Origin of the sequence: Bradyrhizobium sp. AZCC 1721 (genome assembly GCF_036924715.1) — a bacterium.
Lineage (GTDB): Bacteria > Pseudomonadota > Alphaproteobacteria > Rhizobiales > Xanthobacteraceae > Bradyrhizobium.
The window spans coordinates 3,119,913-3,146,074 of sequence record NZ_JAZHSB010000001.1; the positions used below are offsets into that span (position 1 = coordinate 3,119,913).

At 63.8% G+C, this 26,162-nt stretch carries 21 protein-coding genes and 1 pseudogene; 13 read left to right on the plus strand and 9 right to left on the minus strand.

From position 1 onward, the window contains the following. Positions 1–64: 64 nt before the first annotated feature. Complete coding sequence (locus V1273_RS14685; RefSeq protein WP_334410047.1) at positions 65–1,042, plus strand: IclR family transcriptional regulator; 978 nt, start codon at positions 65–67, stop codon at positions 1,040–1,042. Further along, the gene (locus V1273_RS14690; RefSeq protein ID WP_334410048.1) at positions 972–2,531 is read left to right on the plus strand and encodes an acyl-CoA carboxylase subunit beta; all 1,560 of its coding nucleotides are present in this window, start codon (positions 972–974) and stop codon (positions 2,529–2,531) included. Before V1273_RS14685 ends, V1273_RS14690 begins: the two co-directional genes overlap by 71 nt. A gap of 116 nt (positions 2,532–2,647) precedes the next feature. Here V1273_RS14690 and V1273_RS14695 read toward each other — a convergent pair. The 4 genes and pseudogenes from V1273_RS14695 to V1273_RS14710 form a co-directional block, all read right to left on the minus strand. Continuing rightward, positions 2,648–3,929: pseudogene (locus V1273_RS14695) on the minus strand (MFS transporter). Between the two features lie 252 nt (positions 3,930–4,181). Beyond that, positions 4,182–4,367 carry a hypothetical protein gene (locus V1273_RS14700; RefSeq protein WP_334368320.1) on the minus strand — a complete coding sequence of 62 codons (186 nt, stop codon included), beginning with the start codon at positions 4,365–4,367 and terminating at the stop codon, positions 4,182–4,184. Continuing rightward, positions 4,364–6,055, minus strand: a complete 1,692-nt coding sequence (locus V1273_RS14705; protein ID WP_334410049.1) for an FAD-dependent monooxygenase — start codon at positions 6,053–6,055, stop codon at positions 4,364–4,366. Before V1273_RS14705 ends, V1273_RS14700 begins: the two co-directional genes overlap by 4 nt. Positions 6,056–6,067: 12 nt before the next feature. Next, entirely contained in the window at positions 6,068–6,838 is a 771-nt protein-coding gene (locus V1273_RS14710) for an enoyl-CoA hydratase (protein WP_334410050.1), read from the minus strand. Between the two features lie 135 nt (positions 6,839–6,973). Here V1273_RS14710 and V1273_RS14715 point away from each other — a divergent pair, with 135 nt between their 5' ends. Next, positions 6,974–7,510: a PaaI family thioesterase gene (locus V1273_RS14715; protein ID WP_334410051.1), complete on the plus strand. Its 537-nt coding sequence runs from the start codon at positions 6,974–6,976 to the stop codon at positions 7,508–7,510. 62 nt (positions 7,511–7,572) lie between these two features. Further along, a complete protein-coding gene (locus tag V1273_RS14720) occupies positions 7,573–8,187 on the plus strand; it encodes a TetR/AcrR family transcriptional regulator (protein WP_334410052.1) in 615 nt (204 codons plus the stop codon). Positions 8,188–8,340: 153 nt separating this feature from the next. Here V1273_RS14720 and V1273_RS14725 read toward each other — a convergent pair whose 3' ends face one another. After that, a complete protein-coding gene (locus V1273_RS14725; RefSeq protein ID WP_334410053.1) occupies positions 8,341–9,255 on the minus strand; it encodes a LysR family transcriptional regulator in 915 nt (304 codons plus the stop codon). Positions 9,256–9,358: 103 nt separating this feature from the next. Between V1273_RS14725 and V1273_RS14730 the strand changes: the two genes are divergently transcribed. From V1273_RS14730 to V1273_RS14765, 8 genes are all read left to right on the plus strand, one after another. Further along, positions 9,359–10,855 carry a CoA-acylating methylmalonate-semialdehyde dehydrogenase gene (locus V1273_RS14730; protein ID WP_334410054.1) on the plus strand — a complete coding sequence of 499 codons (1,497 nt, stop codon included), beginning with the start codon at positions 9,359–9,361 and terminating at the stop codon, positions 10,853–10,855. A gap of 155 nt (positions 10,856–11,010) precedes the next feature. Then, a complete protein-coding gene (locus V1273_RS14735; RefSeq protein WP_334410056.1) occupies positions 11,011–12,156 on the plus strand; it encodes an isobutyryl-CoA dehydrogenase in 1,146 nt (381 codons plus the stop codon). After that, positions 12,153–13,226: an enoyl-CoA hydratase/isomerase family protein gene (locus tag V1273_RS14740; RefSeq protein WP_334410057.1), complete on the plus strand. Its 1,074-nt coding sequence runs from the start codon at positions 12,153–12,155 to the stop codon at positions 13,224–13,226. The genes V1273_RS14735 and V1273_RS14740 overlap by 4 nt, the downstream gene beginning before the upstream one ends. 32 nt (positions 13,227–13,258) lie before the next feature. Further along, on the plus strand, positions 13,259–14,146 hold the full coding sequence (mmsB, locus tag V1273_RS14745; protein WP_334368331.1) for a 3-hydroxyisobutyrate dehydrogenase: 888 nt from the start codon (positions 13,259–13,261) through the stop codon (positions 14,144–14,146). A 10-nt stretch (positions 14,147–14,156) separates the two neighbouring features. Continuing rightward, a complete protein-coding gene (locus V1273_RS14750; RefSeq protein WP_334410058.1) occupies positions 14,157–15,887 on the plus strand; it encodes an AMP-binding protein in 1,731 nt (576 codons plus the stop codon). 3 nt (positions 15,888–15,890) lie between these two features. Next, positions 15,891–16,370, plus strand: coding sequence for a MaoC family dehydratase (locus V1273_RS14755; protein WP_028346616.1), 480 nt, complete (start codon positions 15,891–15,893; stop codon positions 16,368–16,370). A gap of 172 nt (positions 16,371–16,542) precedes the next feature. After that, positions 16,543–17,460: an SDR family NAD(P)-dependent oxidoreductase gene (locus V1273_RS14760; protein ID WP_334410059.1), complete on the plus strand. Its 918-nt coding sequence runs from the start codon at positions 16,543–16,545 to the stop codon at positions 17,458–17,460. Positions 17,461–17,606: 146 nt separating this feature from the next. Beyond that, on the plus strand, positions 17,607–18,842 hold the full coding sequence (locus V1273_RS14765) for a TIGR03862 family flavoprotein (RefSeq protein ID WP_334412214.1): 1,236 nt from the start codon (positions 17,607–17,609) through the stop codon (positions 18,840–18,842). Positions 18,843–18,951: 109 nt separating this feature from the next. Here the strand turns inward: V1273_RS14765 and V1273_RS14770 are convergent, their stop codons facing one another. The 3 genes from V1273_RS14770 to V1273_RS14780 all read right to left on the minus strand — a co-directional run bounded on the left by V1273_RS14770 (position 18,952) and on the right by V1273_RS14780 (position 22,477). Continuing rightward, positions 18,952–20,034, minus strand: a complete 1,083-nt coding sequence (locus V1273_RS14770; RefSeq protein ID WP_334382548.1) for a D-TA family PLP-dependent enzyme — start codon at positions 20,032–20,034, stop codon at positions 18,952–18,954. A gap of 130 nt (positions 20,035–20,164) precedes the next feature. Next, complete coding sequence (locus tag V1273_RS14775) at positions 20,165–21,979, minus strand: ABC-F family ATP-binding cassette domain-containing protein (RefSeq protein ID WP_334410061.1); 1,815 nt, start codon at positions 21,977–21,979, stop codon at positions 20,165–20,167. Positions 21,980–21,982: 3 nt separating this feature from the next. Then, positions 21,983–22,477, minus strand: a complete 495-nt coding sequence (locus V1273_RS14780) for a YaiI/YqxD family protein (protein ID WP_334410062.1) — start codon at positions 22,475–22,477, stop codon at positions 21,983–21,985. 151 nt (positions 22,478–22,628) lie between these two features. Between V1273_RS14780 and V1273_RS14785 the strand changes: the two genes are divergently transcribed. Next, complete coding sequence (locus tag V1273_RS14785; protein ID WP_334410063.1) at positions 22,629–23,423, plus strand: hypothetical protein; 795 nt, start codon at positions 22,629–22,631, stop codon at positions 23,421–23,423. Positions 23,424–23,568: 145 nt separating this feature from the next. On the opposite strand, the gene V1273_RS14790 is transcribed toward V1273_RS14785, so the two are convergent. After that, the gene (locus V1273_RS14790; protein WP_334410064.1) at positions 23,569–25,944 is read right to left on the minus strand and encodes a xanthine dehydrogenase family protein molybdopterin-binding subunit; all 2,376 of its coding nucleotides are present in this window, start codon (positions 25,942–25,944) and stop codon (positions 23,569–23,571) included. Between the last annotated feature and the right edge of the window lie 218 nt (positions 25,945–26,162).

Below are 26,162 nucleotides of genomic sequence, written 5' to 3' on the forward strand. Positions count from 1 at the left end.
GGTAGTTTGTTCTGCAAGTGGAATTTTGTTCCGCAGGGCGGAATTAGGCCATGGAGCCATAACAATGGGAAGACGCTCGGAAAGGCTTAGCAAACAGGGAATGCTCGCCAGCGATCTGGCGGGCGAGGGTGACGTGATCCAGGTGGTGTCGCGGGCGTTCGACGTCTTGCGCTGCTTCGAGGGTCATGAAGCGAGACTAGGCAATCTGGAAATTTCCAGCCGCTGTGGTCTGCCGCGGTCGACGGTATCGCGGCTCACTCACACGCTGACGCGGATGGGCCAACTCGTCTATCTACCGCGCGACCAGAAATACCGCATCGGTCCAAGCGCGGTGGCGATGAGCACCTCGATGATGAGGGGGTTGCAGCTTCGCAATCTGATCAGGCTGCGTCTGCAGGACGTCGCCGATCAATTGCCAGGCACCGTCGGCTTCGTGATTCCCGATCGCTATCACCTCGTCTATCTCGAATTCGCGCGCGCGGCGAACGCGCTCGGCCTGCACGAAGGCACCGGCAGCCGCATCTCGATGACGAGCACCGCGGCCGGCTTTGCCTACACCGCAGCGCTCGACACCGACGTCGGCGATGCCCTGATCGCCGAAATGGAGCGCGAGATCCCGGAAAATGCGGCGCAGTTGAAGCCGCGCATCGAAGACAACCGCCGCCACCTGCGCGAACAGGGCTATGTCGTGGGCTGCGGCACCTGGAGCCCGCATATCAACGGGTGCGCGGTGCCGGTGTGGTCGCCGCAATATCAAACCTTTGTCGTCGTGACGATCGGCCTTCTCGCCGCGATGTTCGACGAGGAGCGGTTGCACCGGGAAGTGGCGCCGCAGATGCTCGAACTCGGCGTCGCGATCGGCGGCCTGCTGGAAGGCGCCGAGGGCGACATCTTCGCCAACCGGATCGAAAGAAAGCCGCTTCCGGTGCCGGCCCATAATAACAACAAGATCATCAAGACGGAGGATACGAATGAACTGGAAGCCGGAGCTCGACGAGCTCGCTCGGCGCGAAGCGTTCGCGCGCGAGATGGGAGGCGTTGACAAGGTCAAGCGCCAGCATGACCAGGGCCGGCTCACGGTTCGTGAGCGCATCGACAAACTGATCGACAAGAATTCCTTCCATGAGATCGGCGCGATTTCCGGCATCGCCGAATACGACGAAAACAGCGAACTCAAGCACCTGACGCCGGCAAACTGCGTGTTCGGCCGCGGCAGGGTCGACGGCCGCACCGTGGTTGTCGTCGGCGACGATTTCACCGTGCGCGGCGGCTCGGCCGACGCCTCGATCTCGGCCAAGCCGCTGATGGCCGAGGAGATGGCGCACGATTTCCGCCTGCCGATTATCCGCGTCATCGAAGGCTCGGGCGGCGGCGGCTCGGTGAAGACGATCGAGACGCGTGGCGCTGCGAATCTGCCCGGCGGGGTCGGCGGCACGCGCTGGTATTGGTTCACGACGGCGAACATGGCGCGGGTGCCCGTGGTCGCGCTCGGGCTCGGTTCGGTCGCAGGCCTTGGCGCGGCGCGGCTTGCCGCTAGCCACTATTCCGTCATGACCCGAAATTCCGCGATGTTCGTCGCAGGCCCGCCGGTCGTAAAACGCCTCGGCCAGGACCTGACGAAGCAGGAGCTTGGCGGCGCCGAGATCCAGACCCGCGCCGGCGGCGTCGATGATGCCGTCGATACCGAGGAAGAGGCGTTCGAACGCGCCAGGCGTTTTCTGTCCTATCTGCCGTCCTCGGTATACGACCTGCCGCCGACCACGGCCTGCAGCGACGATCCCGAACGCGCGGAAGAATCGCTGTTGAACGCGGTGCCGCGCAATCGCCGCCAGGTCTACAAGATGCGCCCGATCATCGACGCCGTTGTCGACAAGGGCTCGTTCTTCGAAGTGAACGCCAATTTCGGTCGCCCGATCGTCACGGGCCTTGCCCGGTTCGAGGGCCGCGCGGTGCTACTGCTCGCCAGCGATCCTTTCCACTATGGCGGGTCGTGGACGGCGGAAGCCTGCCAGAAGGTGGTTCGCTGGGTCGATTTCGCCGAGACTTTCCATCTGCCGGTGGTTTACCTAATGGATTGCCCGGGCTTCATGATCGGGCTCGAGGCCGAGAAGTCGGCGACCATCCGCCACGGCGTGCGGGCGATGGCGGCGGTCAACCAGTCGACCGTGCCTTGGTGCACCATCATCGTGCGCAACGCGTTCGGCGTCGCCGGCGTCGTGCACCAGCCGGCCAACCGCTATTCGATGCGCTATGCCTGGCCGTCGGCCTATTGGGGCTCGTTGCCGCTCGAAGGCGGCATCGAGGCCGCCTACCGCGCCGATATCGACGGGTCGGATGATCCGGCCGCGAAATTGAAAGAGATCGAGGATCGCCTCAACAAGCTGCGCTCGCCGTTCCGCTCTGCCGAGAAATTCTGGGTCGAGGAGGTGATCGACCCGCGCAAGACGCGTTCGCTGCTGTGCGAGTTCGCGCGATTGGCAGAGCCGATTCGCAACGTGGGCCCGCCAACGAATATGTCGACGCGGCCGTGATGGGATGTCATTCGGGGGCGATGCGCAGCATCGAACTATGGTGCGCAATTGCGCACCTGAGAATCTCGAGATTCTGGGTCTGGTGCTAACGCACCATCCCGGAATGACGTGTTCTCTCACGCCACCGCCGCCTTCGGCCGCGAGATCGCGAGCACAATCAGCGCCGCCACCACGCAGAGCGCGCCGGCAACGAAGAACGCCGGCAGGTAGGTCTGCAGCACCGTCCGCGACAGGCCCGCACCGAAGGCGGCTACGCCGGCTCCGAGTTGATGACCGGCAAAAATCCAGCCAAACACCAAATTGGCGCGTTCGGGGCCGAACCGCTGGGTGGTGAGCCGCACCGTCGGCGGCACGGTTGCAATCCAGTCGAGCCCGTAGAACATCGCAAACAGCGAAAGGCCGTAGAGCGTAAAATCGGAGAACGGCAGGAACAGCAGCGACAGGCCGCGCAGTCCGTAATACCAGAACAACAGCCAGCGATTGTCGTAGCGGTCCGACAACCAGCCGGAGGCGATGGTGCCGACGAAATCGAATATGCCCATCGCAGCCAGCAGACTCGCCGCCTGCACCTGCGGGATGCCGAAATCGAGGCACATCGGAATCAGGTGAACCTGGACCAGACCGTTGGTAGAGGCGCCGCAGATGAAGAAGGTGGCGAACAGGATCCAGAACACCCCCCGACTTCGAGGCATCGCGCAGCGTGCCGAGCGCCGCCGCCATGATCGGGATGTTGTTTGGGGGAGGGGCCGGCAGCGGCTCGGTGCCTTCGTCGCCGAATGGCCTTAAGCCCACATCGCTCGGCCGGTCACGCATGATCATCAGCACGGCGAAGGCCGCGACGCCGAGCGTCACGCACACCAGGCCCAGCGCGATCCGCCAACCATACGTATCGGTCAGGCTCGCCAGCAGCGGCAGGAAGGCGAGCTGTCCGGTGGCGACGCTCGCGGTGAGAATGCCGACGACGAGACCGCGCCGCGCCACGAACCAGCGTGCAGCAATCGTGGCGCCCAGCACCAGCGCCGTCATGCCGGTGCCGAGTCCGATCATCACGCCCCACAGCAGCATGAGCTGCCAGACCTGTGTCATCGCCAGCGACGCCGCCAGGCCGGAGACGACGATCAGCAGCGCCAGCAGCGTCACGTTGCGCAGCCCGTAGCGGTTCATGAGCGCTGCGGCAAAGGGCGCCATCAGCCCGAACAGGATGAAGCGGATCGACAGCGCGGAAGAAATCTCCGCCGTCGTCCAGCCAAATTCCTTCTGCAACGGCACGATGAAGACGCCGGGCGCGCCGACCGTGCCGGCGGAGATCAGGCCGGTGAGGAAGGTCACGGCGACCATCACCCAGCCGTAATGGATATTGCGGCGGGCCAGGGCGGCTGAAAGCCAGTTCGAGATCATTGGTCCTCGGGGAATTCCAGTGGGAAGGTCTGCTTAGGTCGGCTTGACGCATTCTGACGTGACGGCATTCTGACTTGAATGTCGTACTTCCCTCATTTCAGGACATGATGACGCCAGGGCGATCCACGCAAGCCGCGATTGAATTATAGGCATAATATTATACGCGGCAGAAATCGCAACCAGGCAATCCAATCAAAAATCTCACCATTCGCATGAGAGAAATTGATCGATCGCAGGCCGCGAACCGGCCGGCTATTCCAGTCCGTCGAGGGCGGCCTCGATGGCCTTTTTGAAGGCCGCGATGTCGCCGAGTTCGTGGCCGAGCACGAGCGCAAGCCGGGTCAGGAATAGCGCTTCACGCTCGGGCCCGGCCTGGTCGATCGCTAGCGCCAGCGTCTCATAAGCGGTCTCGAAGTCCTCGAACGGCATGGCGCTCATGGCGTCTCGCTTCCCAGGCAAAGGCTTGCGGTTTTCAGGATCTCGTCGGGAGCCGCGGCCTTCCATCGCCCGGCAATGTGCAGGTCGGGCCGCAGCAGATAGAGCGTGCCAGGACTAGCGGCGAACAGACGGGCGATTTCGGCGTCCTGGTCCGCAATGGCCTTCGTTTCAGAGGCCGAGCCGCGCGACGTAACCAGCACGGCAGCGAAGCGCTTATCGATCCGGCCGAGTTGCGCCAACAGCGCCGCCTGTTCGGCAACCGGCGGCCCCTCGCAGAACAGGATCGCGGTCATGCCGTTGCCGGCGCGGTCCAGCAGGTAGCTGCCGTCGGCCAGTCTCGCGTTCGGCGCGGCGCTGCCGCAACGAGGGCCGCCGGCAAATTCGGTGTCGCGCTCGGCGTAAAGCGTCAGCGGGCTGTCCGAATAGGTGTAGGGCTGCATCTGGCGCGGATTGGCGAGCCCGCGGGGAAATTCGTGCTTCAAACTGAGCGACAAGGCCGCCTCGCGCGCCAGCCGCCAGCCGCGCGTCGGCGGCGTCATGAAACGCGTGCTCTTGGTGGCATTGGCGAAGACGTCGAGCGTGGCGCCGCGCCGCTCCGGCGAAAAGCTGTCGAGCAGCCGCTCATCCGCCTCGCCATGGAGCACGAGCGCCAGCTTCCAGCCGATGTTCTCGGCATCCGCCAGACCATTGTTCAGCCCGCGCACGCCGAAGATCGGCACAATATGAGCGGCATCGCCGATAAAGAAGACGCGGCCGTGCTTGTAATCGTCAAGGCACAAGGTGTTGGCGGAGTAGACGCTCCACCATTCCAGATCCCATGCATTTGTGTGGCCGATATCCGCAAGGATCGCACCGACCCGGGCGCGGAGGTTTTCCTCCTTGAGCGCTTCCTGTTCGTTCTCGCCTTCACGGAGCTGGTAATCTACGCGCCAGATATCGTCCGGCTGCTTGTGGATCAGCACCGTCCCGCCGGGATTGCCGCTTGGTTCGAAAAAAGCCCGGCGCTCGGTCGGAAAATCGTGGTCCATGCGGATGTCCGCGATCACGTAGCGGCCTTCGTAATTGTCGCCCTTCAATCGCAAGCCAAGCATCGACCGGATTGGCGAGCGCGCCCCGTCGGCGGCCAGCACATAGTCGGCATCGAGCCGATAGTCGCCCGCCGGCGATGAAATCCGAACCGAGACACCGTCATTGTGCCGCTCGATGGCCGACAGTTCGCTCTGCCAGCGCATGTCGACCAGATCGCAGGCCGCAACCGCATCATGCAGGAATTTCTCGATGTACTGCTGCTGCAGATTGTACATCGGTAGATATTTTTCGCCCGGCGGTTGCGGCATCTCCAGCCGAAAAATCTGCTCGCCGCGATAGTAGCTGCGACCGAACCGCCAGCCGAGCGCCTTTTCGACGAACGGCCCGACCGCGCCGATCCGCTCCAGGATATGCATGCTCGGCCGCGCAACGCAGATGGCGCGGCTGCCGTCATTAAAAGTGTCCTTGCGGTCGATCAGCACGCTCTTGATCCCGTAGCGCCCCAGCACCAGCGCCGCGGTCATGCCGATCGGGCCGGCGCCAACGATCAGCACCGGATGCCGCGTCGCCTCGCCGTCAAGTTCGGGAACGCGCCGCGCCGCAAAGCGGGGATAGCCGAAATAGAGCGATTCCAGCGGTCCCTTGCCGGCAGGCCTCATGCGTCCCTCCGTCTATTTCTTGCGGTCGAGAAATCCCTGCATCAGCCGCTGCGGCTCTCCGGTCAGGAACGATTGTCCGAATACGCCGACACTTAAGTTGACGGATTCGGTCAACGGCAGTTCCTCCCATTGCCGCAGCAACTCCTTCTGCGAACGCAGCGCTCCGGGCCCGCATTCGAGCAGCGCCTTCACCGTATGCTCGACCGCGGCATCGAGCCCGCCCTCCTTGGCGACCACATCGACCAGGCCCCAGGCGAGCGCGGTGGGCGCGTCGATATTTTCCGCCGTCATGACCAGCCAGCGGGCGCGGCCCCAGCCGATCAGCCGCGGCAGCAGCGCAGCGTGGATCACCGAGGGGATGCCGACGCGCACTTCCGGCATGCCGAATTTGGCATCGTGGGCCGCAATCCGGAAATCGCAGGCGGCGGCGACTTCCAACCCGCCACCGAGGCACCAGCCGGGAAGCCGCGCGATCACCGGCACCGGAAAGTGGCGCACTGCCTCGCAGAGGTCGCGCAACCGGGTGATGAAGGCTTCAGCGGATTTCTGGTCGAGCTTCGCCATCTCCTTGATATCGGCGCCGCCGATCATGCTCTTCTCGCTCTGGCCGGCGAGGATGACCGCGCGAATGGTGTTGTCGCCGGCGAGCCGCTCGAACCCTTCGCGCACGCCGTCGGTGACGGCGGAGGAGAGGATGTTGAGAGGGCCCGCATTGCAGATCGCGAGGCGAACGACGCCTCTATCGTCGCGGTCGATGCCGCAATGAGGATTGAGCATTTCCATTCTGCTTTTCCGGGCTTGTTCTGGTCGTTGCCATCACTTCCGGGACATTGCGCCGGCTTGTCAAGGGCGGGCGAGGGGCATTGCGCGACCGCTCGCACCGATATAGAATTATGATCGTCATCTAAAGGAGCCGCCATGACTATGACCGAGACTGTCGATCTGTTTTCGTTCGATATGCGCAGGCATCGGGTGGTGGAATGGCAGGCGCCGGGGCCGATTGCCCGGGCGGCATCCGGAATGTCCGGGCTCGAGACCATGTGCGCGATCCGCGACGGCATCCTGCCACCGCCGCCGATGGCGCGGCTGATCGGTTTCGAGATGCGCCTCGCCGAGCCCGGCCGGATCGTGATGGAACTGGATCCGGATGAAAGCCTCGAAAACACCATCGGACTGCTCCACGGCGCGACGGCCGCGGCGCTCCTGGATACTGCCATGGGTTGTGCCATAACCACCATGCAGCCGGCGGGGCAGACCTCCGTCACGCTGGACCTCAAGCTGACCTATCTGCGGCCATTGTCGGTGCGGTCGGGCGCGATCTCGGCGGAAGGCAAAGTGATAAAGGTCGGCCGCCAGACCAGCTATGCCGAAGGCTTCGTCCGCGACCGTGCGGGCAATCTTGCAGTGCACGCGACCGGAACGTTCACGATGATCGGCGTTGAAAAGGCGAATTAGATGCAGCTTTTCCTGCTCATAACTGTTATTATATGACCAGGGACATTTAATGGGATGCGTTGATGCGTTATTCGAAAGAGCACAAGCAGGAGACCCACGTACGGATCGTGAAAAAAGCCTCGGTGCGGCTTCGCGAAAAGGGTGCGCATGGCATCGGCGTCGCCGACTTGATGAAGGAAGCGGGCCTGACCCACGGCGGCTTCTACGCGCATTTCGATTCCCGCGAGGCGCTCGTCATCGAGGCTTTTGCCTATGCGATGGACCGCTCGGTTGAGCATTGGCGAAAAATCGCCGCTGAAACGCCGCCGGAGAAGCGGTTGTCGACGATCATCGATTCCTACGTCTCGACGGTTCATCGCGACGATCCCGGCCGCGGTTGCGCCGTTACGACGTTAGGTGCCGAGATCGTCCGGGAAAGCGCGAAGACGCGCAAGGCCTTTGCCGCCAAGCTGGAGCAGTTGATCGATATGATCGCCGACCAGATTCCCGACGTGCCGCGCAAGACGGCCCGCAGGCAGGCGATGGGCACGCTGGCGACGATGATGGGTACGCTGGTGATGTCGCGCGTTGCCGGCAGCGGCGAACTGTCCGACGAAATTCTCGTCGCCGGCCGCGAGGCGGCGCTGACGCGCGCCGAGGCGAAGCCGGCCGCGAAGAAGACGCGGAAGGTGAATTAGGCGGCGGCCTCTCCACGTCGTCCCTGCGCACGTAGGGACCCATACCCCGCGGCCCTTGGAAGCGGCACAAGGGGAGACGGCTTTTGTCGTCATTCACATCGGTGGTTATGGGTCCCTGCGTTCGCAGGGACGACGACGGTTGGTGCCAGGCCGTCACCGCCCGCCAAACAGCACGCGCTCGCTTTCCACTGTCTCGTGGATGTAATCGGCCACCGCCCTGATCCGCGCCAGGTCCTTGCTGTCGGCGTGCATCAGCATCCAGAACGTGCGCGAGATCCTGACCTCGTCGGGCAGCACTGCGCGCAGTTCGGCATGCGCCTTCGCCATGAAATGCGGCAGCACCGCAATACCAAAGCCGGCAATGGTGGCGTTGAGCTGCGCGATCAGATTGGCGCTGCGAAACTTGGCCGAGATCTTCGGCGAAACCTGGGGCAGGTAATCCAGCTCGGGCGTGAACAGCAGTTCCTCGATGTAGCCGACGAAGCGATGCCCTGGCAGGTCGCCGCGGGAAGTGATTTTCGGTGCCCGGTCGAGATAGGCCGGCGCGGCATAGAGCCCGAGGCTGTAGTCAAGCAGCTTGCGCCCGACGATCCGGCCCTCCTTGGGCATGGAGAGGCTGATCGCGATGTCGGCCTCGCGCTTCGACAGGCTGAACAGCCGCGCGGTGGCGACGAGCTGCAGGTCGAGATCGGGATACCTCTCGGTGAATTTCAGAAGCCGCGCCGCCAGGAAATGGCTGCCGAACCCGTCGGGGGCGCCGATCCGGACCGTGCCGGTGAGCTGGGCGCGCGATCCGCCGACCGCCTCCTGGTTGGCGACGATGGTGGATTCCATCGCTTCGGCACTGTCGGCCACGCGCTGGCCGGCTTCGGTCAGGAGGTAGCCGGTCTTGCGGCGGTTGAACAGTTTTGCGGAGAGATGCCGTTCCAGCCGGTCGACACGGCGAATGACGGTGGCATGATCGACCGATAGCTGCTTGGCGGCAGCGGAAACCGAGCCGCCGCGCACGATCGCCAGCACGAAACGGAAGTCATCCCAGTCGATCGTCTTGGTGCCTTGATCCAGCATTTCCGCACATCTATGGTGCAATATATCGGACTTGTATCCAAAGAAATGCAGGTCAAAAAGGGGCTCGAAAGCGATCCCAGACGGGACCTTAGGGAGATCATTCATGCGCTCAATCGGACACTTTATCGGCGGCAAAGAGGTCAAGGGAACTTCCGGCCGGACGGCCGACGTGTTTGAGCCGATGACCGGCGACGTCCAGGCCAAGGTGGCGCTGGCCTCAAGAGCGGAAGTCCGCGCGGCTGTCGAGAACGCCGCGCTTGCCCAGCCCGAATGGGCCAACACCAATCCGCAGCGCCGCGCACGGGTGATGATGAAGTTCGTCGAACTGGTACAGCGCGACTATGACAAGCTAGCTGAATTGCTGGCGCGCGAGCACGGCAAGACCGTTCCCGACGCCAAGGGCGACATCCAGCGCGGCCTCGAAGTCGCGGAATTCGCCTGCGGCATTCCGCATTTGATGAAGGGCGAATACACCGAAGGCGCCGGCCCCGGCATCGACATCTACTCCCTGCGCCAGCCGCTGGGCGTCGTCGCCGGCATCACGCCGTTCAATTTCCCGGCGATGATCCCGATGTGGAAGTTCGCGCCCGCGATCGCCTGCGGCAACGCCTTTATCCTGAAGCCTTCGGAGCGCGATCCCGGCGTGCCGATGCGGCTGGCCGAATTGATGATGGAGGCGGGGCTGCCGCCTGGCATCCTCAACGTCGTCAACGGCGACAAGGAAGCCGTCGACGCCATTCTCGACGACCCCGATATCAAGGCGATCGGCTTCGTCGGCTCGACGCCGATCGCGCAATACATCTATGAGCGCGCCGCCCAGACTGGCAAGCGCTGCCAGTGTTTTGGCGGCGCCAAGAACCACGCCATCGTGATGCCCGATGCCGACATGGATCAGACGGTCGACGCGCTGATCGGGGCCGGTTACGGCTCGGCCGGCGAGCGCTGCATGGCGGTCTCCGTCGCTGTTCCCGTCGGCAAGACCACCGCCGATCGCCTGATGGAAAAGCTGATCCCGCGCGTGGAGTCGCTCAAGATTGGCACCTCGGTCGATCCGTCCGCCGATTACGGCCCGCTGGTGACGCGCGAGGCGGTCGAGAAGGTGAAGAACTACATCGATATCGGCATCAAGGAAGGCGCCACGCTCGCCGTCGACGGCCGCGGCTTCAAGATGCAGGGCTATGAAAAGGGCTTTTATCTCGGCGGCTCGCTGTTCGACAACGTCACCAAGGATATGCGGATCTACAAGGAAGAGATCTTTGGCCCGGTGCTCTCGGTGGTGCGCGCCCATGACTACAAGGAAGCCCTCGCACTGCCGTCCGAACATGATTACGGCAACGGCGTTGCGATCTTCACCCGCGATGGTGACGCGGCGCGTGACTTTGCGGCACGCGTCAATGTCGGCATGGTCGGCATCAACGTGCCGATCCCGGTGCCGATCGCCTACTACACCTTCGGCGGCTGGAAGAAGTCCGGCTTCGGCGATCTCAACCAGCACGGTCCGGACTCGGTCCGCTTCTACACCAAGACCAAGACGGTGACCTCGCGCTGGCCGTCCGGCGTCAAGGAAGGCGCGGAGTTCTCGATTCCGTTGATGAAGTAGTCTTGTGCTCGGGCGCCGTCATTGCCTGCGACAAACGCGAAGCGTTTGCGCAAGGGAGCGCAGCGACGAAGCAATCCATTCTGTGTTTGCGGCGGGATGGATTGCTTCGCTGCGCTCGCAATGACGATGGGTGAGTTTCAAGGATAACCGGCAAGATGCAATTTGCTCTCAACGAGGATCAGGCCGCGGTTCGCGACATGGCGCGGGCGTTTGCGGCCGAGAAAATCGCGCCGCATGCGCTGCGCTGGGACGAAGAGAAGCATTTTCCTGTTGACGTGATGCGCGAGGCCGCAGGCCTCGGCATGGGCGGCATCTACATCAAGGACGATGTCGGTGGCTCCGCGATGACCCGCTTCGACGCGGCGCTGATCTTCGAGGCGCTGGCGACCGGCTGCCCGACGGTGTCGGCCTTCATCTCGATCCACAACATGGCGTCCTGGATGATCGATGCCTATGGCAATGACAGCCAGCGGCAAAAGTGGTTGCCAAAGCTCTGCACCATGGAGCTGCTGGCAAGCTATTGCCTGACGGAACCGGGCTCCGGCTCGGACGCTGCGGCGCTGCGCACCCGCGCGGTGCGCGACGGCGATCATTACGTGCTCAACGGCCAGAAACAGTTCATCTCCGGCGCCGGTGGCGGCGATCTCTACGTCGTGATGGTACGGACCGGCGGCGACGGGCCGGGCGGCATCTCCACGCTGATCATTCCGGCTGATACGCCCGGCGTCTCGTTCGGCGCCAACGAGCGCAAGATGGGCTGGAACGCGCAGCCCACGCGCGCGGTGATGTTTGAGAACGCCCGCGTGCCGGTCGAGAACCGGCTGGGCGAGGAGGGCATCGGCTTCAAGATCGCGATGGCCGGGCTCGACGGCGGCCGCCTCAATATCGCGGCGTGCTCGCTCGGCGGCGCGCAGAGCGCGCTCGACAAGTCGCTGGCCTACATGAAGGAGCGGAAAGCCTTCGGCAAACGGCTCGATGAATTCCAGGCGCTGCAGTTCCGCCTCGCCGACATGGCGACCGAGCTGGAAGCGGCGCGGACCTTTGTCTGGCGCGCGGCCGCCGCGCTCGACCGCAAGGATCCCGACGCCACCATGCTGTGCGCGATGGCAAAACGTTTTGGCACCGACGTCGGCTTCGAGGTCGCCAACCAGGCGCTGCAACTGCATGGCGGCTACGGCTACTTGAGCGAATACGGCATCGAAAAAATCGTGCGCGACCTGCGCGTGCACCAGATCCTGGAAGGCACCAACGAAATCATGCGGCTGATCGTGTCGCGCAAGCTGATCGAGGGCGCGCGATGACGGATGCGGCCATTGCAGACGGCGACCTGGTCGCGCGCAAGGAAGGTTCGGCCGGCATTCTCCGATTGAACCGGCCGAAGGCGATCAATGCTGTGACGTTGGAGATGTTCCACGACATCGACAAGGCGCTCGATGCCTTCGAGGCGGATCCTGATATTGCGGTGATCGTTCTGGAAGGTGCCGGCGAGCGCGGGCTGTGCGCCGGCGGCGACATCCGCGCGCTCTGGGAAAGCTCCAAGGTCAAGGGCGATCTCGGCAAGATCCTGTGGCGGGATGAATACATCCTCAATGCCCGCATCAAGAAGTTCCCGAAGCCCTATGTCGCCTTCATGGATGGCATCGTGATGGGCGGCGGCGTCGGGCTGTCGGCGCATTCGAGCCATCGCGTCGTCACCGAGAAGACGAAACTCGCGATGCCCGAGGTCGGCCTCGGCTTCTTCCCTGACGTCGGCGGCACCTGGCTGTTGTCGCATTCGCCGGGCGAGATCGGCACCTATTTTGGATTGACCGGGCAGACCATGAACGGTCCGGATGCCATCCATGCAAGATTTGCCGATGCGGTGGTGCCGTCGGCAAAACTGCCGGCCTTGCGTGAGGCATTGACGAAGGTGGCGTTGGGCACGACGGCGGCTGACATTAGGAAGCTGATCGACGGCTTCTCGACTGGAGAAACGGCCGGGCCGGTCGCCGCGCAGCAGGTGAAGATCGATGCGTTGTTCTCCCACGACCGCATGGAAGACATCATCGCGGCGCTGCAGCGTGATGGCTCGGACTTCGCGCAGGCGACGCTGAGGACGCTGAACGAAAAGTCGCCGCGCGGCATGGTGGTGACGCTCAAGCTGCTGCGGCTGGCGCGCAGCGCGCGCTCGCTGGAGGAATGCCTAGTGCGGGAATATCGCGCCGCGCTGGAAGTGTTCGCGAGCGACGATTTCCGCGAGGGCGTGCGCGCCGCCGTCATCGACAAGGACCGCAATCCGAAATGGTCGCCGCCGAGAATCGAGGAGGTGACGCCGGAAATGGTCGCGCCTTATTTCGCCGAGATCGGCGCTGACGAACTCAGATTTCCTTGATCAGAACAAGAAAGCTTAGCGGAGGATTCGAGATGGCAAATATCGCATTCATTGGCCTCGGCAATATGGGCGGCCCGATGGCGGCCAATCTGGTCAAGGCGGGCCACAAGGTAACCGCGTTCGATCTGGTCGAAGCCTCGCGCGATCAGGCCAAGGCCGACGGCGCCGTGATCGCCGAGAGTTCGGTTGCTTCCGTCAAGGGCGCCGATGTCGTTATCTCCATGCTGCCGGCGGGCAAACATGTGCTGTCGGTCTGGAACGAAGTGGTCCCTGTCATGACCAAGGGCACGCTGATTATCGATTGCTCGACCATCGACGTCGAAAGCGCCAAGCAGGCGCATGCGCTGGCGGCGAAGCACGGCATGCTCTCGGTCGATGCGCCGGTCTCAGGCGGAACCGGCGGCGCCAAGGGCGCGACGCTGACTTTCATGTGTGGCGGCGAGGAAAAGGCGTTTGCTGCGGCGAAACCGGTGTTGGAGAACATGGGCAAGAAGATCGTCCATTGCGGCATCGGCGGTGCAGGGCAGGCGGCCAAGATCTGCAACAACATGATCTTGGGGATTTCCATGATCGGCGTCGGCGAAGCCTTTGCGCTCGCCGAAAAGTTGGGCCTGTCGCATCAGGCGCTGTTCGATGTCGCCTCGACCTCATCGGGGCAATGCTGGGCGCTGACGTCCTATTGCCCCGTGCCCGGCCCGGTGCCGACTTCGCCCGCTAACAACGATTATAAGCCGGGATTCGCGTCGGCCCTGATGGTGAAGGATCTGACACTGGCGCAGGATGCGGCCAAGGCTGCGGGCGCGGCGACGCCGCTCGGCAAGCACGCGCAGGAGATCTACAAGGCTTTTGATGCCGCCGGCCATGGCGGGGTGGATTTTTCCGGTATTATCCAGCACGTTCGGAGCCTCGCTGCGAAATAACGGAGACCTAATGACGACCTTCCAGGAAGCGCGCGCCTTTCTGCTCAAGCACCGCACCGATTACGATGTGGCGTTGAAGGGATTTCGCTGGCCGGACCCCGTTCCATTCAACTGGGCGCTCGACTGGTTCGACGCGGAGCTCGCGCGCAATCCTGACAGCCGGGATCGCCCGGCGCTCTGGATCGTCGATCCCGGCGACAAGGAAACAAAGCTCACGTTCGCCGCGCTGTCGCGCCGCTCCAATCAGGTCGCAAACTTCCTGCGGGCGCAGGGGCTGAAACGCGGCGATCACTTGTTGTTGCTGCTCGGCAATGTCGTGCCGCTGTGGGAGACCATGCTGGCGGCGATGAAGCTCGGTGTCGTCGTTATCCCCGCCACCACGCTGCTCACCCCGGACGAACTGCGCGATCGGCTCGAGCGTGGCAGGGCGCGGGCGGTGGTTGCCTCGCAGGATCAGGTCGCGAAATTTGCGGGCCTTGGCGGCGACGGACTGGTGCGCGTCGTGGTAGGCGCGACATCGAAGCACGATGGTTGGCTGCCCTTTGAACAGGCTGCCAGCGCCTCGGACGACTTTACACCTGACGGCCCGACCAATGTCGACGATCCGATGCTGCTTTATTTCACCTCGGGCACGACGGCAAAGCCCAAGCTGGTGCGGCACAGCCAGCGCAGCTATCCGGTCGGCCACCTCTCGACGATGTTCTGGCTCGGCCTGCAGCCGGGCGACGTGCACTTGAACATTTCCTCGCCAGGCTGGGCCAAGCATGCCTGGAGTTGCTTCTTCGCGCCGTGGAATGCGGGAGCCACCGTGTTCGTGGTCAACCAGCCGCGCTTCGACGCCAAGGCCCTGCTCACCACGATCGGCCGCTGCGGCGTCACTACGCTCTGCGCGCCGCCGACGGTGTGGCGGCTGTTCATTCAGGAGAAGCTCGCGGATTTCAAGGTAAGCCTGCGCGAGGTCTGCGGCGCCGGCGAGCCGCTCAATCCCGAAGTGATCGACCAGGTGAAGGCGGCGTGGGGGCTGACGATCCGCGACGGCTATGGCCAGACCGAGACTGCGGCGCTCGCCGGCAACTCGCCGGGCCAGAAGGTGAAGGTCGGCTCGATGGGCCGTCCGTTGCCGGGCTACCGCGTGCGGATCACCGACAATGACGGCCAGGTCACCAAAGAGGGTGAGGTGACGCTGGTGCTCGGCGCCGACCGTCCCGCAGGCCTGATGCAGGGCTATCAGGGCGAGGACGGCAAATTGAGCGGGGCGGACGGCGATCTCTACCGCTCGGGCGACGTGGTGTTTGCCGACGACGAGGACTATCTCACCTTCGTCGGCCGCTCCGACGACGTCTTCAAATCATCCGACTACCGCATCAGCCCGTTCGAGCTGGAGAGCGTGCTGCTGGAACATGAATGGGTAGCTGAAGCTGCGGTTGTCCCAAGTCCCGATCCGATCCGGCTCGCGATCCCGAAGGCCTATGTGCTGCTGGTTTCGGGCGTGGAACGGACGCCGGCGACCGCCTTGTCGATCTTTAGGCATCTGCACACCCGGCTCGCGCCGTTCAAGCGTATTCGCAAGATCGAACTGGTAAAGGAGCTGCCGAAGACGATTTCCGGAAAAATCCGTCGCGTGCAGTTGCGCCGGCTCGAGCATGATAATAACCGCAGCGATGCGTTGCGCGGCGCCGAGTTCCGCGAAGAAGAATTCCCGGAGCTGCAGAAAGTGCGGACCGCCGGGTTGGAGAGCTAGCGAATGAATGAAGTCTGGAAGAAGCCGCCGGTCTCGTTTGAGGCCTATCAGGCCATGGTCGGCAAGGAGATCGGCGTGTCGTCGTGGCACTTGATCGACCAGAGCCGGATCAACCTCTATGCCGACGTGATCGAGGACCATCAGTTCATTCATGTCGACCCGGAACGGGCAAAGAAGGAAACCGCGTTCGGCAATACCATCGCGCATGGCTTTCTCACCATGTCCTTGATGAGCATCATGTCGTATGAGGTGATGCCGGTCATCGAAGGCACGGCAATGGGCGTGAACTACGGTTTCGACAAGCTGCGCTTCCTTTCGCCGGTCCGCGCCGGCTCGCGGGTCCGCGGCCGCTTCACGCTTGTTGAAGCCAAGCTGCGCAAGCCGAAGGAATTACAGTCGCGCACTAACGTTACCGTCGAGATCGAGGGCGAGGACAAGCCGGCGTTGGTCGCCGATTGGATCGGGCTGATCTATTTCAACTAGGTTTTGCCCGTCATGGCCGGGCAAAACCGCGAAGCGCGTCTTCAAACCAGTTGACCCGGCAATCCATCGCTGATCAAAAACCCTTCAATTTGATGGATGCCCGGGTCACCCCCGATCAAGTCGGGGGCAGGCCCCCGGGCATGACGGGCAGGAACAATCGGGATCAATACTCATGGCAATCAGGTTTGACGGACGCGTCGCAATCGTCACGGGCGCGGGCAATGGTCTGGGGCGGGCGCATGCGCTGGGGCTGGCGAGCCGCGGCGCCAAGGTGGTGGTCAACGATTTCGGCGGCGCGCGGGACGGCACCGGCGGCTCGCTATCGCCGGCCGAATCCGTGGTCGAGGAAATCCGCAAAGCCGGCGGCACGGCGATGGCCGACGGCGCCGACGTCTCGAAGTTCGGACAAGTCACCGCGATGGTCGAGCGGGCTACCAAGGAGTGGGGCAGTGTCGATCTGCTGTGTGCCAATGCCGGCATTCTCCGCGACAAGTCGTTTGGAAAAATGGACGTCGCCGACTTTGCCAAGGTGCTCGACGTCCACCTCGTCGGCACGTTTTACTGCTGCAAGGCGGTGTGGGATGGCATGCGCGAGCGCAACTACGGCCGGATCGTGCTGACCACCTCGTCGTCGGGCCTGTTCGGCAATTTCGGCCAGGCCAATTACGGCGCGGCGAAAGCCGGCATGGTCGGCCTGATGAACGTGCTGGCCGAGGAGGGCCGCAAGAACAACATTCGCGTCAACACGATCTCGCCGACCGCGGCCACCCGAATGACGGAAGAACTGCTGCCGCCGCAGGCGCTGGCGCTGATGAAACCCGAAGCGATCACGCCCGCGGTGGAATATCTGCTCAGTGAGGATGCGCCGACCCGCACCATCATGGGCGCGGGCGCGGGTTCGTTTGCGGTGATCAAGATCGTCGAGACCGAAGGCGTCAACCTAGCCCAGTCCGACTGGACGCCTGACGCCATCGCGGCGCATTTCGCCGAGATCGACGATGTGTCGAAGGCGAAGGCGCTGCAGGGCGCATTCGAGCAGACGCAGAAGTACGTCGCCCAGGCCGCGGCGAGGGCAGGGATTAAGCTGTAGCTCACCGTCCCTCCGCCGTCATGGCCAGGCTTGACCCGGCCATCCACGTCTTTGTTGCCGCATCAAGGTCAAGACGTGGATGCCCGGGACAGGCCCCGGGCATGACGATTGTTATTGTGGCAGCCAATCTGGCCTACACTCTCGCTATGTCTTCGCACTCCAAAAGCGCCGCCGTCATCGGCGCCGGCCCCACCGGGCTAATGGCCGCCGAAGTGCTGGCGCAAGGCGGCGCCAGCATCACCGTCTATGACGCGATGCCGTCGGCGGGGCGCAAATTCCTGATGGCGGGGCGCGGAGGGCTCAACCTTACGCACAGCGAGCCGTTGCCGCAGTTCCTCGCCCGCTACCGCGAGGCGATGCCGCACCTGAAAATCGCCATCGAAGCGTTTCCGCCGCAGGCGTTGTGCGACTGGAGCGAGGCATTGGGGCAGGAAACATTTATCGGCTCCAGCGGCCGGGTCTTTCCAAAGGCCTTCAAGGCGTCGCCGTTGCTGAGGGCCTGGCTGCGGCGACTGGACTCGATGGGCGCAAGACTGGCGCTGCGTCACCGCTGGACCGGCTGGGATGAGCAGGGCCGCCTGCGCTTCGAAACGCCTGGTGGACCGCTCGCCGTCGAGTCTTGCGCAACCGTGCTGGCGCTCGGGGGCGCGAGCTGGCCGCGGCTTGGTTCCGATGGCACGTGGACGGAAACGCTCGCTGCAGAGGGCGTGAAGATATCGCCGCTGCGGCCGGCCAATTCCGGCTTCACCGTCGCCTGGTCGGGCATTTTCCGCGACCGCTTTGAAGGCCAGCCGCTCAAGGGTGTGGCGCTGACCTTTGGAGCGCACACTCAGCGTGGCGAGGCTATCGTCACCCGCACCGGCATCGAGGGCGGCGCGATCTATGCGCTTTCGGCTGAGCTGCGCGAGGCCATTATGATTTCAGGGCAGGCGACCCTGCACATCGCGCTTCGGCCTGATCTTGAGCAAACAGAGCTGATCGCGCGGCTGTCGGAACCAAGGGGCAAGCAATCCCTGTCCAACTTCCTGCGCAAGGCCGTGGGTTTGTCGCCGGTTGCGATCGGCTTGCTGCAGGAAGCCGCCAAGGCATCCGGCGCTTCGCTGGCGTCGATGTCGCCGGCCGATCTAGCTCACCTCATCAATGCCGTCCCGATCGAACTCAACGGCATCGCGCCAATCGCGCGCGCGATCTCGACGGCGGGCGGAATAGTGTTCGACGAACTCGATGCTGATTTCATGATCCGCCGTTTGCCCGGCGTGTTCGTGGCCGGCGAAATGCTCGATTGGGAAGCCCCGACCGGCGGCTATCTCTTGCAGGCGTCGTTCGCGACGGGGGTGGCGGCAGGGAGAGGGGCGTTGACGTGGCTGGAGCGCAAAATCTAACCCCGTCATTGCGAGCGAAGCGAAGCAATCCATCTCGCCGCAAGCGGAGGAATGGATTGCTTCGTCGCTTTGCTCCTCGCAATGACGGCTGTGGCGTCGACGGCACTCCCTACCGCAACTTCCCCCTTGCCGCAACAGGCAGCGTGCCGATGATCTCGTCGCCGCGCACCATCACCACCTCGTCCATCATGTTGACGACGACGCAGACATGATTGGGTACGATCCGGACGACGTCGCCGACATTCGGCCGCGTGTTGCTGCGGGCCAGGTCGAGGAAGCCGTGCTCTTCCGCGAAGCGCGCGATCTTCGCCTCGGGGTGCTCAAGGATCAACCCGTAGCCGTCGAGACCGCCGCCGGGATCCGATGTCAGCGTCTTCGAGCCGGCGTCCAGAATGCCGCGGTCCGGTCCGGCGCGGCTCACGACTGTGGAATAGATGTTCAGCGCGCAATCGTCCCATTCGGCGACGCCAGCCGCGACCTGCATGCGGTCGTTGTAGATATAGGTGCCGGGCCGATGCTCGGTCGCGCCCTTCAGCTTGCCGAGATTTTTCAGATTGGGCGAGCCGCCGGTCGAAACCATCGTCGCATCGAGCCCATGCGCGCGGACGCCCGCCAGGGCCTCATCGAAAAACTTTTGTGCTTCCACCCAGCCGGTCTCGGTCGGGTACAGCATGAAGCCCGCAAATTGCAGGCCCTTCGAGCCCGCAATCTCGCGCGCCAGCGCAATAGCTTCCGCCGGCGTTTCGACGCCGGCGCGCTTGCGCCCCGTATCGCACTCGACCACGACTGACAGCGGTCGGCCCGAAGCTGCGGCGGCCTGCGGCAGGCCGGCGATCACGGTCGAATTGTCGGCAGCGACCGTCATGTTGGCCTTGGCCTGCAGCGCCGCGAGCCGGGCCATCTTCTCCTCGCCGATCAGATTGTAGCTGATCAGGATGTCGTCGATGCCTGCATCCGCCATCACTTCGGCCTCGCCGAGCTTCTGGCAGGTGATGCCCTTGGCGCCGGCCGAGACCTGCATCTGCGCGAGCAGCGGGCTCTTGTGGGTCTTGATATGCGGCCGGTTGGCGACGCCGGCGGTATCGCAGGCGACCTGGATGCGGGCGATATTGCGCTCGACGCGGTCCATGTCGATGACCGCACAGGGCGTGCCGTATTCGCGGGCGATTTTTGCGGCGAGGGGCGTTGTCATGCGGTCGATTCCAATTCGTTGTTGCCGTCATTGCGAGCGAAGCGAAGCAATCCATTTCTCCGCACACGAGGAAGGATGGATTGCTTCGTCGCTTCGCTCCTCGCAATGACGGAAGGATACCATGCGGCTTCTACGCTTGCTCAATCTCTTCCCGCAAAACTTCCAGCTCCAGCCACCGGTCTTCGGCGGCGGCCAGTTCTTCCTGCGCTTTTGCAATCGCCGATGACGCCGCATCGAATTTCCTGCGATCCTTGGCGTAGAGGTCGGGATCGTCAAGCAGCTTCTGCTGCTTTGCGATCTCGGCCTGCAATTTCGCGATCGTTTTCGGCAGCGTTTCCAGCGCGTGCTTTTCGTTGAAGTTCAGCCGGCGTTTGGGGGCGGCGGAAGGGGCGGTAGCTCTGGTCTCCTTCTTTTCCTCAATCGGCGCCGGTCCATTGACAGATTCCCGCGACAAATCCTCGCCGCGCTGCGCCAGCATGTCGGTGTAGCCGCCGGCATACTCGATCCAGCGGCCATTGCCTTCCGGCACGATCACCGACGTCACCACGCGATCGAGGAAGTCGCGGTCGTGGCTGATCAGGATCACCGTGCCCTCGTAATCGCCAAGCATCTCCTCGAGCACGTCGAGCGTTTCGAGATCGAGGTCGTTGGTCGGCTCGTCCAGTACCAAGAGGTTCGACGGCTTTGCCAGCGCTCGCGCCAACATCAGCCGGCCGCGCTCGCCGCCGGAAAGCACCTCCAGCGGCGTGCGCATTTGTTCTTGCGCGAAGAGAAAGTCCTTCATGTAGCTGACCACGTGTTTCGGCTTGCCGCCGACCATGACATGGTCGCCGCGGCCGCCGGTCAGCGCTTCCGCCAGCGTCGATTTCGGATCGAGGCTTTCGCGGTGCTGGTCCAGCGTCGCCATTTCGAGATTGGCGCCGAGTCGGATCGTGCCGCTATCGGGGGGATCGTTGCCGATCAAAAGATGAACGAGCGTGGTTTTGCCGGCGCCGTTCGGGCCGACGATGCCGATGCGGTCACCGCGCTGGACCCGAATTGAGAAGCCGTCGACGATCTTGCGGTCGCCATAGGCCTTGGCGATGTTCTTCGCCTCGATGACCAGCCGGCCAGATTTTTCAGCTTCGGCGGCCGCGAGGTTGGCATTGCCGGCAGTACCGCGATAATTGCGCCGCTGGTCGCGCAGCGCGTGCAGGTTACCGAGCCGCTTGACGTTGCGCTTGCGGCGGCCGGAGACGCCATAGCGCAGCCAGTGTTCCTCGTTGACGATCTTGCGGTCGAGCTTGTGCTGCTCGCGCTCTTCTTCCGCCAGCACCTCGTCGCGCCAGGCTTCGAATGCGGAGAAGCCGCGGTCGATCTGCCGGATCTGGCCGCGGTCGAGCCAGGCGGTCGAGCGCGACAGGTTGGAAAGGAACCGGCGATCGTGACTGATGAGGACAAGCGCGCAGCGGCGGCTTTCCAGTTCGCGTTCGAGCCATTCGATGGTGGGAAGGTCGAGATGGTTGGTCGGCTCGTCCAGCAGCAGGATATCGGGCGAGGGCGCCAGCACCCGCGCCAGCGCGGCGCGGCGGGCTTCGCCGCCCGAGATATGCGCGGGGTCTTCGTCGCCGGAGAGCCCGAGCTGCTCGACGAGATAGCGTGCCTGGTAGTGATCGTCGCCGGGGCCGAGGCCGGCCTCGACATAGGCCAGCGTGGTCTTGTGGTCGCCGAAATCAGGCTCCTGCGGCAGATAGCGGATGGTGGCGCCGGGCTGCACGAAGCGGCTGCCGCCGTCGGGCTCGACCAGTCCGGCGGCGATTTTCAGCAGCGTCGATTTGCCGGAGCCGTTGCGTCCGATCAGGCAGACGCGCTCGCCCGACGACACCGACAATTCCACGCCCGACAACAGCGGCGTGCCGCCAAACGTCAGCCTTATATCTTTCAACTGGATCAGCGGCGGCGCCATCGTTCAACCCTGGTTCGGCGCAGGCTGCTGCGCCTGCTGGCGCTGGATGCGGCGGATGGTCTGGTCGAGCGCCGACAGAAACGTCGAGCGGTCGCGCGGTGCAAAGGACCTTGGACCGCTGGTCACTTCGCCGGATGAGCGCAGGTCGGTCATCAGATTGCGCACCGCAAGCGTCATCCCGATCGATGCTTCCGTGAACGGCTTGCCGTTCGGCGCGATCACTTCGGCACCGGCCTTCACGCAACGGCTAGCGAGCGGGATATCCGATGTGATGACGATGTCGCCGCGGCCGGCGCGCTCCGCGATCCAGTCGTCGGCGGCGTCCATGCCGGAACCGGCGGCAATGCGCTCGATCAGCGGATCCTGCGGCACGCGGATGAAATTTCCCGCAACGACGCTGACCGGCAGGCCGTGGCGGATCGCGACGCGATAGATCTCGTCCTTCACCGGGCAGGCGTCGGCATCGACATAGATGCGGGTTTGGTTCACGTCAGGCATATCAGTTCGACAGCGGTTCTTTTGCCCGCGCGTGGTAACCTATTCGATGCCGGAATGCGAGGAAAACGGGGGCCGGGAACACGCTTGCGTCGGCACATTCTTTGCGTACCATAACCGGCGGAAAAACAACCAAAAACAACAGGAAACCGGCATGCCCATCGAGCCGTATCGCGTCCAGGCCTACAACACCGCCAAACAATCCGAAAACAAGATGCATGATGACACCGTGGCGAAGCGGTTCGGATTTTCGGGTGGGCTGGTCCCCGGCGTCGACGTGATGGCCTACATGATGCACCAACCGGTGACGAAATGGGGCCGCGCATTTCTGGAACGCGGATTGATCGAGGCGCGTTTCGTCAAGCCGGTTTATGACGGCGAACTCGCGGAGCTGACGGCGGAAGAAAGCGACGGCGTGCTGTCGATCGAGGTGCAGAGCCGCGGCGCGCTTTGTGCCACCGGCACGGCGTCGTTGCCGGTCTCCGCGCCGGCTGTTTCGATCGCAGACTACAGGGAAGTCGCGGCGGTCGCGGAGCGCAAGCCGGTCAACGCGTCTTCCTATGAAGTCGGCAAATGGCTCGGCGCCACTCCGCGCGACTGGGCAGGCGAAGCGGCCGCGGGATATCTCGCCGACATCAGGGAAACCGATACGATCTACGCCAGGGAGGGCCTGGGTCATCCCGGCCTGCTGCAGCGGGTGATGAATCGCGTGCTGGTCGACAATGCCATCCTGGGGCCGTGGATTCATGTCGGCAGCCGCATGCAGCTTTTGTCGGCCGCGAGAGCCGGCGATGTCATCACCGCGCGTGCGAAGGTGGTCGGCAATTACGACAAGAAGGGCCATCGCTTCGTCGAGCTCGACGCGCTGGTCGTCGGCAACGGCAACACGCCGCTGGCGCATTGCCACCACATCGCGATCTACCAGCCGCGCGAGCAGGCGGCGGCGTAGGGCAGCGCGGTCTCACCTGTCATTCCCCGCGTAGGAATCCAGTACGCCGCGGCTTCTCGCCTCTACAACGAGCGTCTCTGGAATACTGGGCGGATTCGCCCGGTCAAGCCGGGCGATGACAGGGGTGTATGCGGTAGCTCTTGAGCTACGCCGCCTGCTTCGCCTTCGCATCCTGAATCGCCCGCCACACCCGTTCCGGCGTCAAGGGCATGTCGATATGCGTGATGCCGTAATCCGACAGCGCGTCGACCACCGCGTTGACGACGCAGACGAGGCTGCCGGCGCAGCCGGCTTCGCCGCAACCCTTGGTGCCCAGCGGATTGGATTTTGCCGGCGAGGGGTGGTCGCCGATCTCCATCGGCGGAATGTCCTCGGCCCGCGGCAGCGCGTAATCCATGAACGAGCCGGTGATCGGCTGGCCGCTTGCATCGTAGCTGACCTGCTCCATCAGCGCCTGCCCGATGCCCTGCGCGACGCCGCCATGCAACTGGCCGGCGACGATCATCGGATTGACCACGGTGCCGAAATCGTTGACCGCAAAATAGCGCACGATTTGCACGACGCCGGTCTCGGGATCGATTTCCACTTCCGCGACATGGCAGCCGTTGGGGAAGGTGGACGGCGTATCCTTGGTGGCATGGTCGACGTCGAGCGACAGCGGCACGCCTTCGGGCATCTTGCCCTCGCGCAGGCGCTTCGCCAAATCCATGATGCCGATCGAGCGGTCGGTGCCGGCGATGGTGAAGCGGCCATTGGCGAATTCGATGTCGCCTTCGGATGCCTCCATCAGATGCGCGGCCGCCTGCTTGCCCTTTGCAATCACGAGCGCGGAGGCTTCCACGATCGCCTGGCCGGTCGCCGTGATCGAGCGCGAGCCGCCGGTGCCGTTGCCGAAGCGGACGAGATCGCTGTCGTTCTGCTCGATGGTGATCTTCTCGAAGGGGACGCCGAGCTGCGCAGACAGCACTTGGGCGAACGGCGCGGCGTGACCCTGGCCGTAATCGAGCGTGCCGGTGGTCAGCTTCACCGACCCGTCAGGCTCAAAGGTGATCTTGCCGAGTTCGCCGCTCGGCGGCGCGGTGACTTCCAGATACGACCCAACGGCGATGCCGCGCAGCTTGCCGCTCTTCCGGCTCTCCTTCTTGCGCTTGGTAAAATTGGCGTGGTCGGAAATCTCCAGTGCCTTGTTGAAGACGCCGGCGAAGTCGCCGCTGTCATAGGTGACGCCCGAAGCTGCTGCGAACGGCAGTTGCGTCGGTTTGATGAAGTTGCGCTTGCGCAGCGTCAGCCGGTTGATGCCCATCTCGTCGGCGGCGCGGTCGATCAGCCGCTCCATGTAGTAGTTCGCCTCGGGCCGGCCGGCGCCGCGATAGGCGCCCATCAAGGTGGTGTTGGTCAACACCGTCTTGATGTCGACGCCGAGCAGCGGGGTGCGGTAGACGCTGGCGAGGTTCTTGCCGGTGTTGAGCGACAGCGGCCCCGGCGCGACGCCCGTGATATAGGCGCCGAGATTGCCGTAACCGGAAAGCCGCACCGCCAGAAACTTGCCGTCGGCATCGAGCGCCAGTTCGGCGTGGATGAGCTGCGCGCGGCCGTGGCTGTCGGAGAGGAAGCTGGTCGAGCGTTCGTCGGTCCATTTTACCGGACGGCCCAGCGCCTTCGCCGCATGCAGGATGCAGGTATATTCGGGATAGCTGACGTTCTTCATGCCGAAGGAGCCGCCGACATTGGCGGTCAGGATGCGCACCTTGTCGTTGGGCACGTTGAGGATTTTTGCCAGCATCACCTTGTTGCCGGAAACGCCCTGCGTCGGCACCTGCAGCGTGAAGCGTTCGGCGGCCTTGTCGTAGGCGGCCAGCGCGACGCGCGGCTCCATCGACACCACGGCAACGCGGGTGTTGACGATGTCGAGCCTGGTTACATGGGCGGCGGCAGCGAACGCGGCGTCGATCTTGGCGGCATCGCCATAGTGATAATCCAGCGCGACGTTGTTCGGGATGTGATCGTAAAGCTGCGGCGCGCCGGGCTTTGCGGCTTCCGCCGCATCGGTCACGGCGGGCAGCGGCTCGATGTCGAGCTCTATGGCCTCCGCCGCATCGCGCGCCTGCGCCAGCGTTTCCGCGACCACGAAAGCGACGGGGTCGCCGACAAAACGCACCTTGTCGGTCGGCAGCGCCGGGCGGTTGGTCTGCAACAGCGGCGAACCGTCGCGGCTCTTCAACGGCAGGCCGCAGGTGAAGGGGCCGTAGCCGGCGGTCTCGAGATCCTTGCCGGTCCAGACGCCGAGCACGCCCGGCATCGCCTTGGCGGCGGCCGTGCCGATCCCCCTGATGATTCCGTGGGCATGGCTGGAGCGCACCATCCAGCAATAGGCCTGGCCGGGCAGGGTGAAATCGTCGGTGTATTTGCCCCGGCCGCGCACCAGCGTGTCGTCTTCCTTGCGGCGCACCGGCTGCCCCACACCGTATTTTTGCAGTGCGATAGCGTTGTCCAGGGAGGAGGCCGACGTGTGATCTTGCATCGAAAACACCTGAAATTCTTGGGATTCTCTTGGATTTCTTGCTGGATTCTTGGTTCCGCGGGTTCCCGCTCAGATAACGTACCGTGTAATCCCGGACAACGCCTGATTGGGCATAGTCCTATGTGATGGGTTGTTGCGTAGCCCCTTGGCGCTGCTAAAGTTTCCGTGAACGGTGATTTTCTTCGGCGGCCCAGACGCGGCCTGCGGAAAGACAGTTT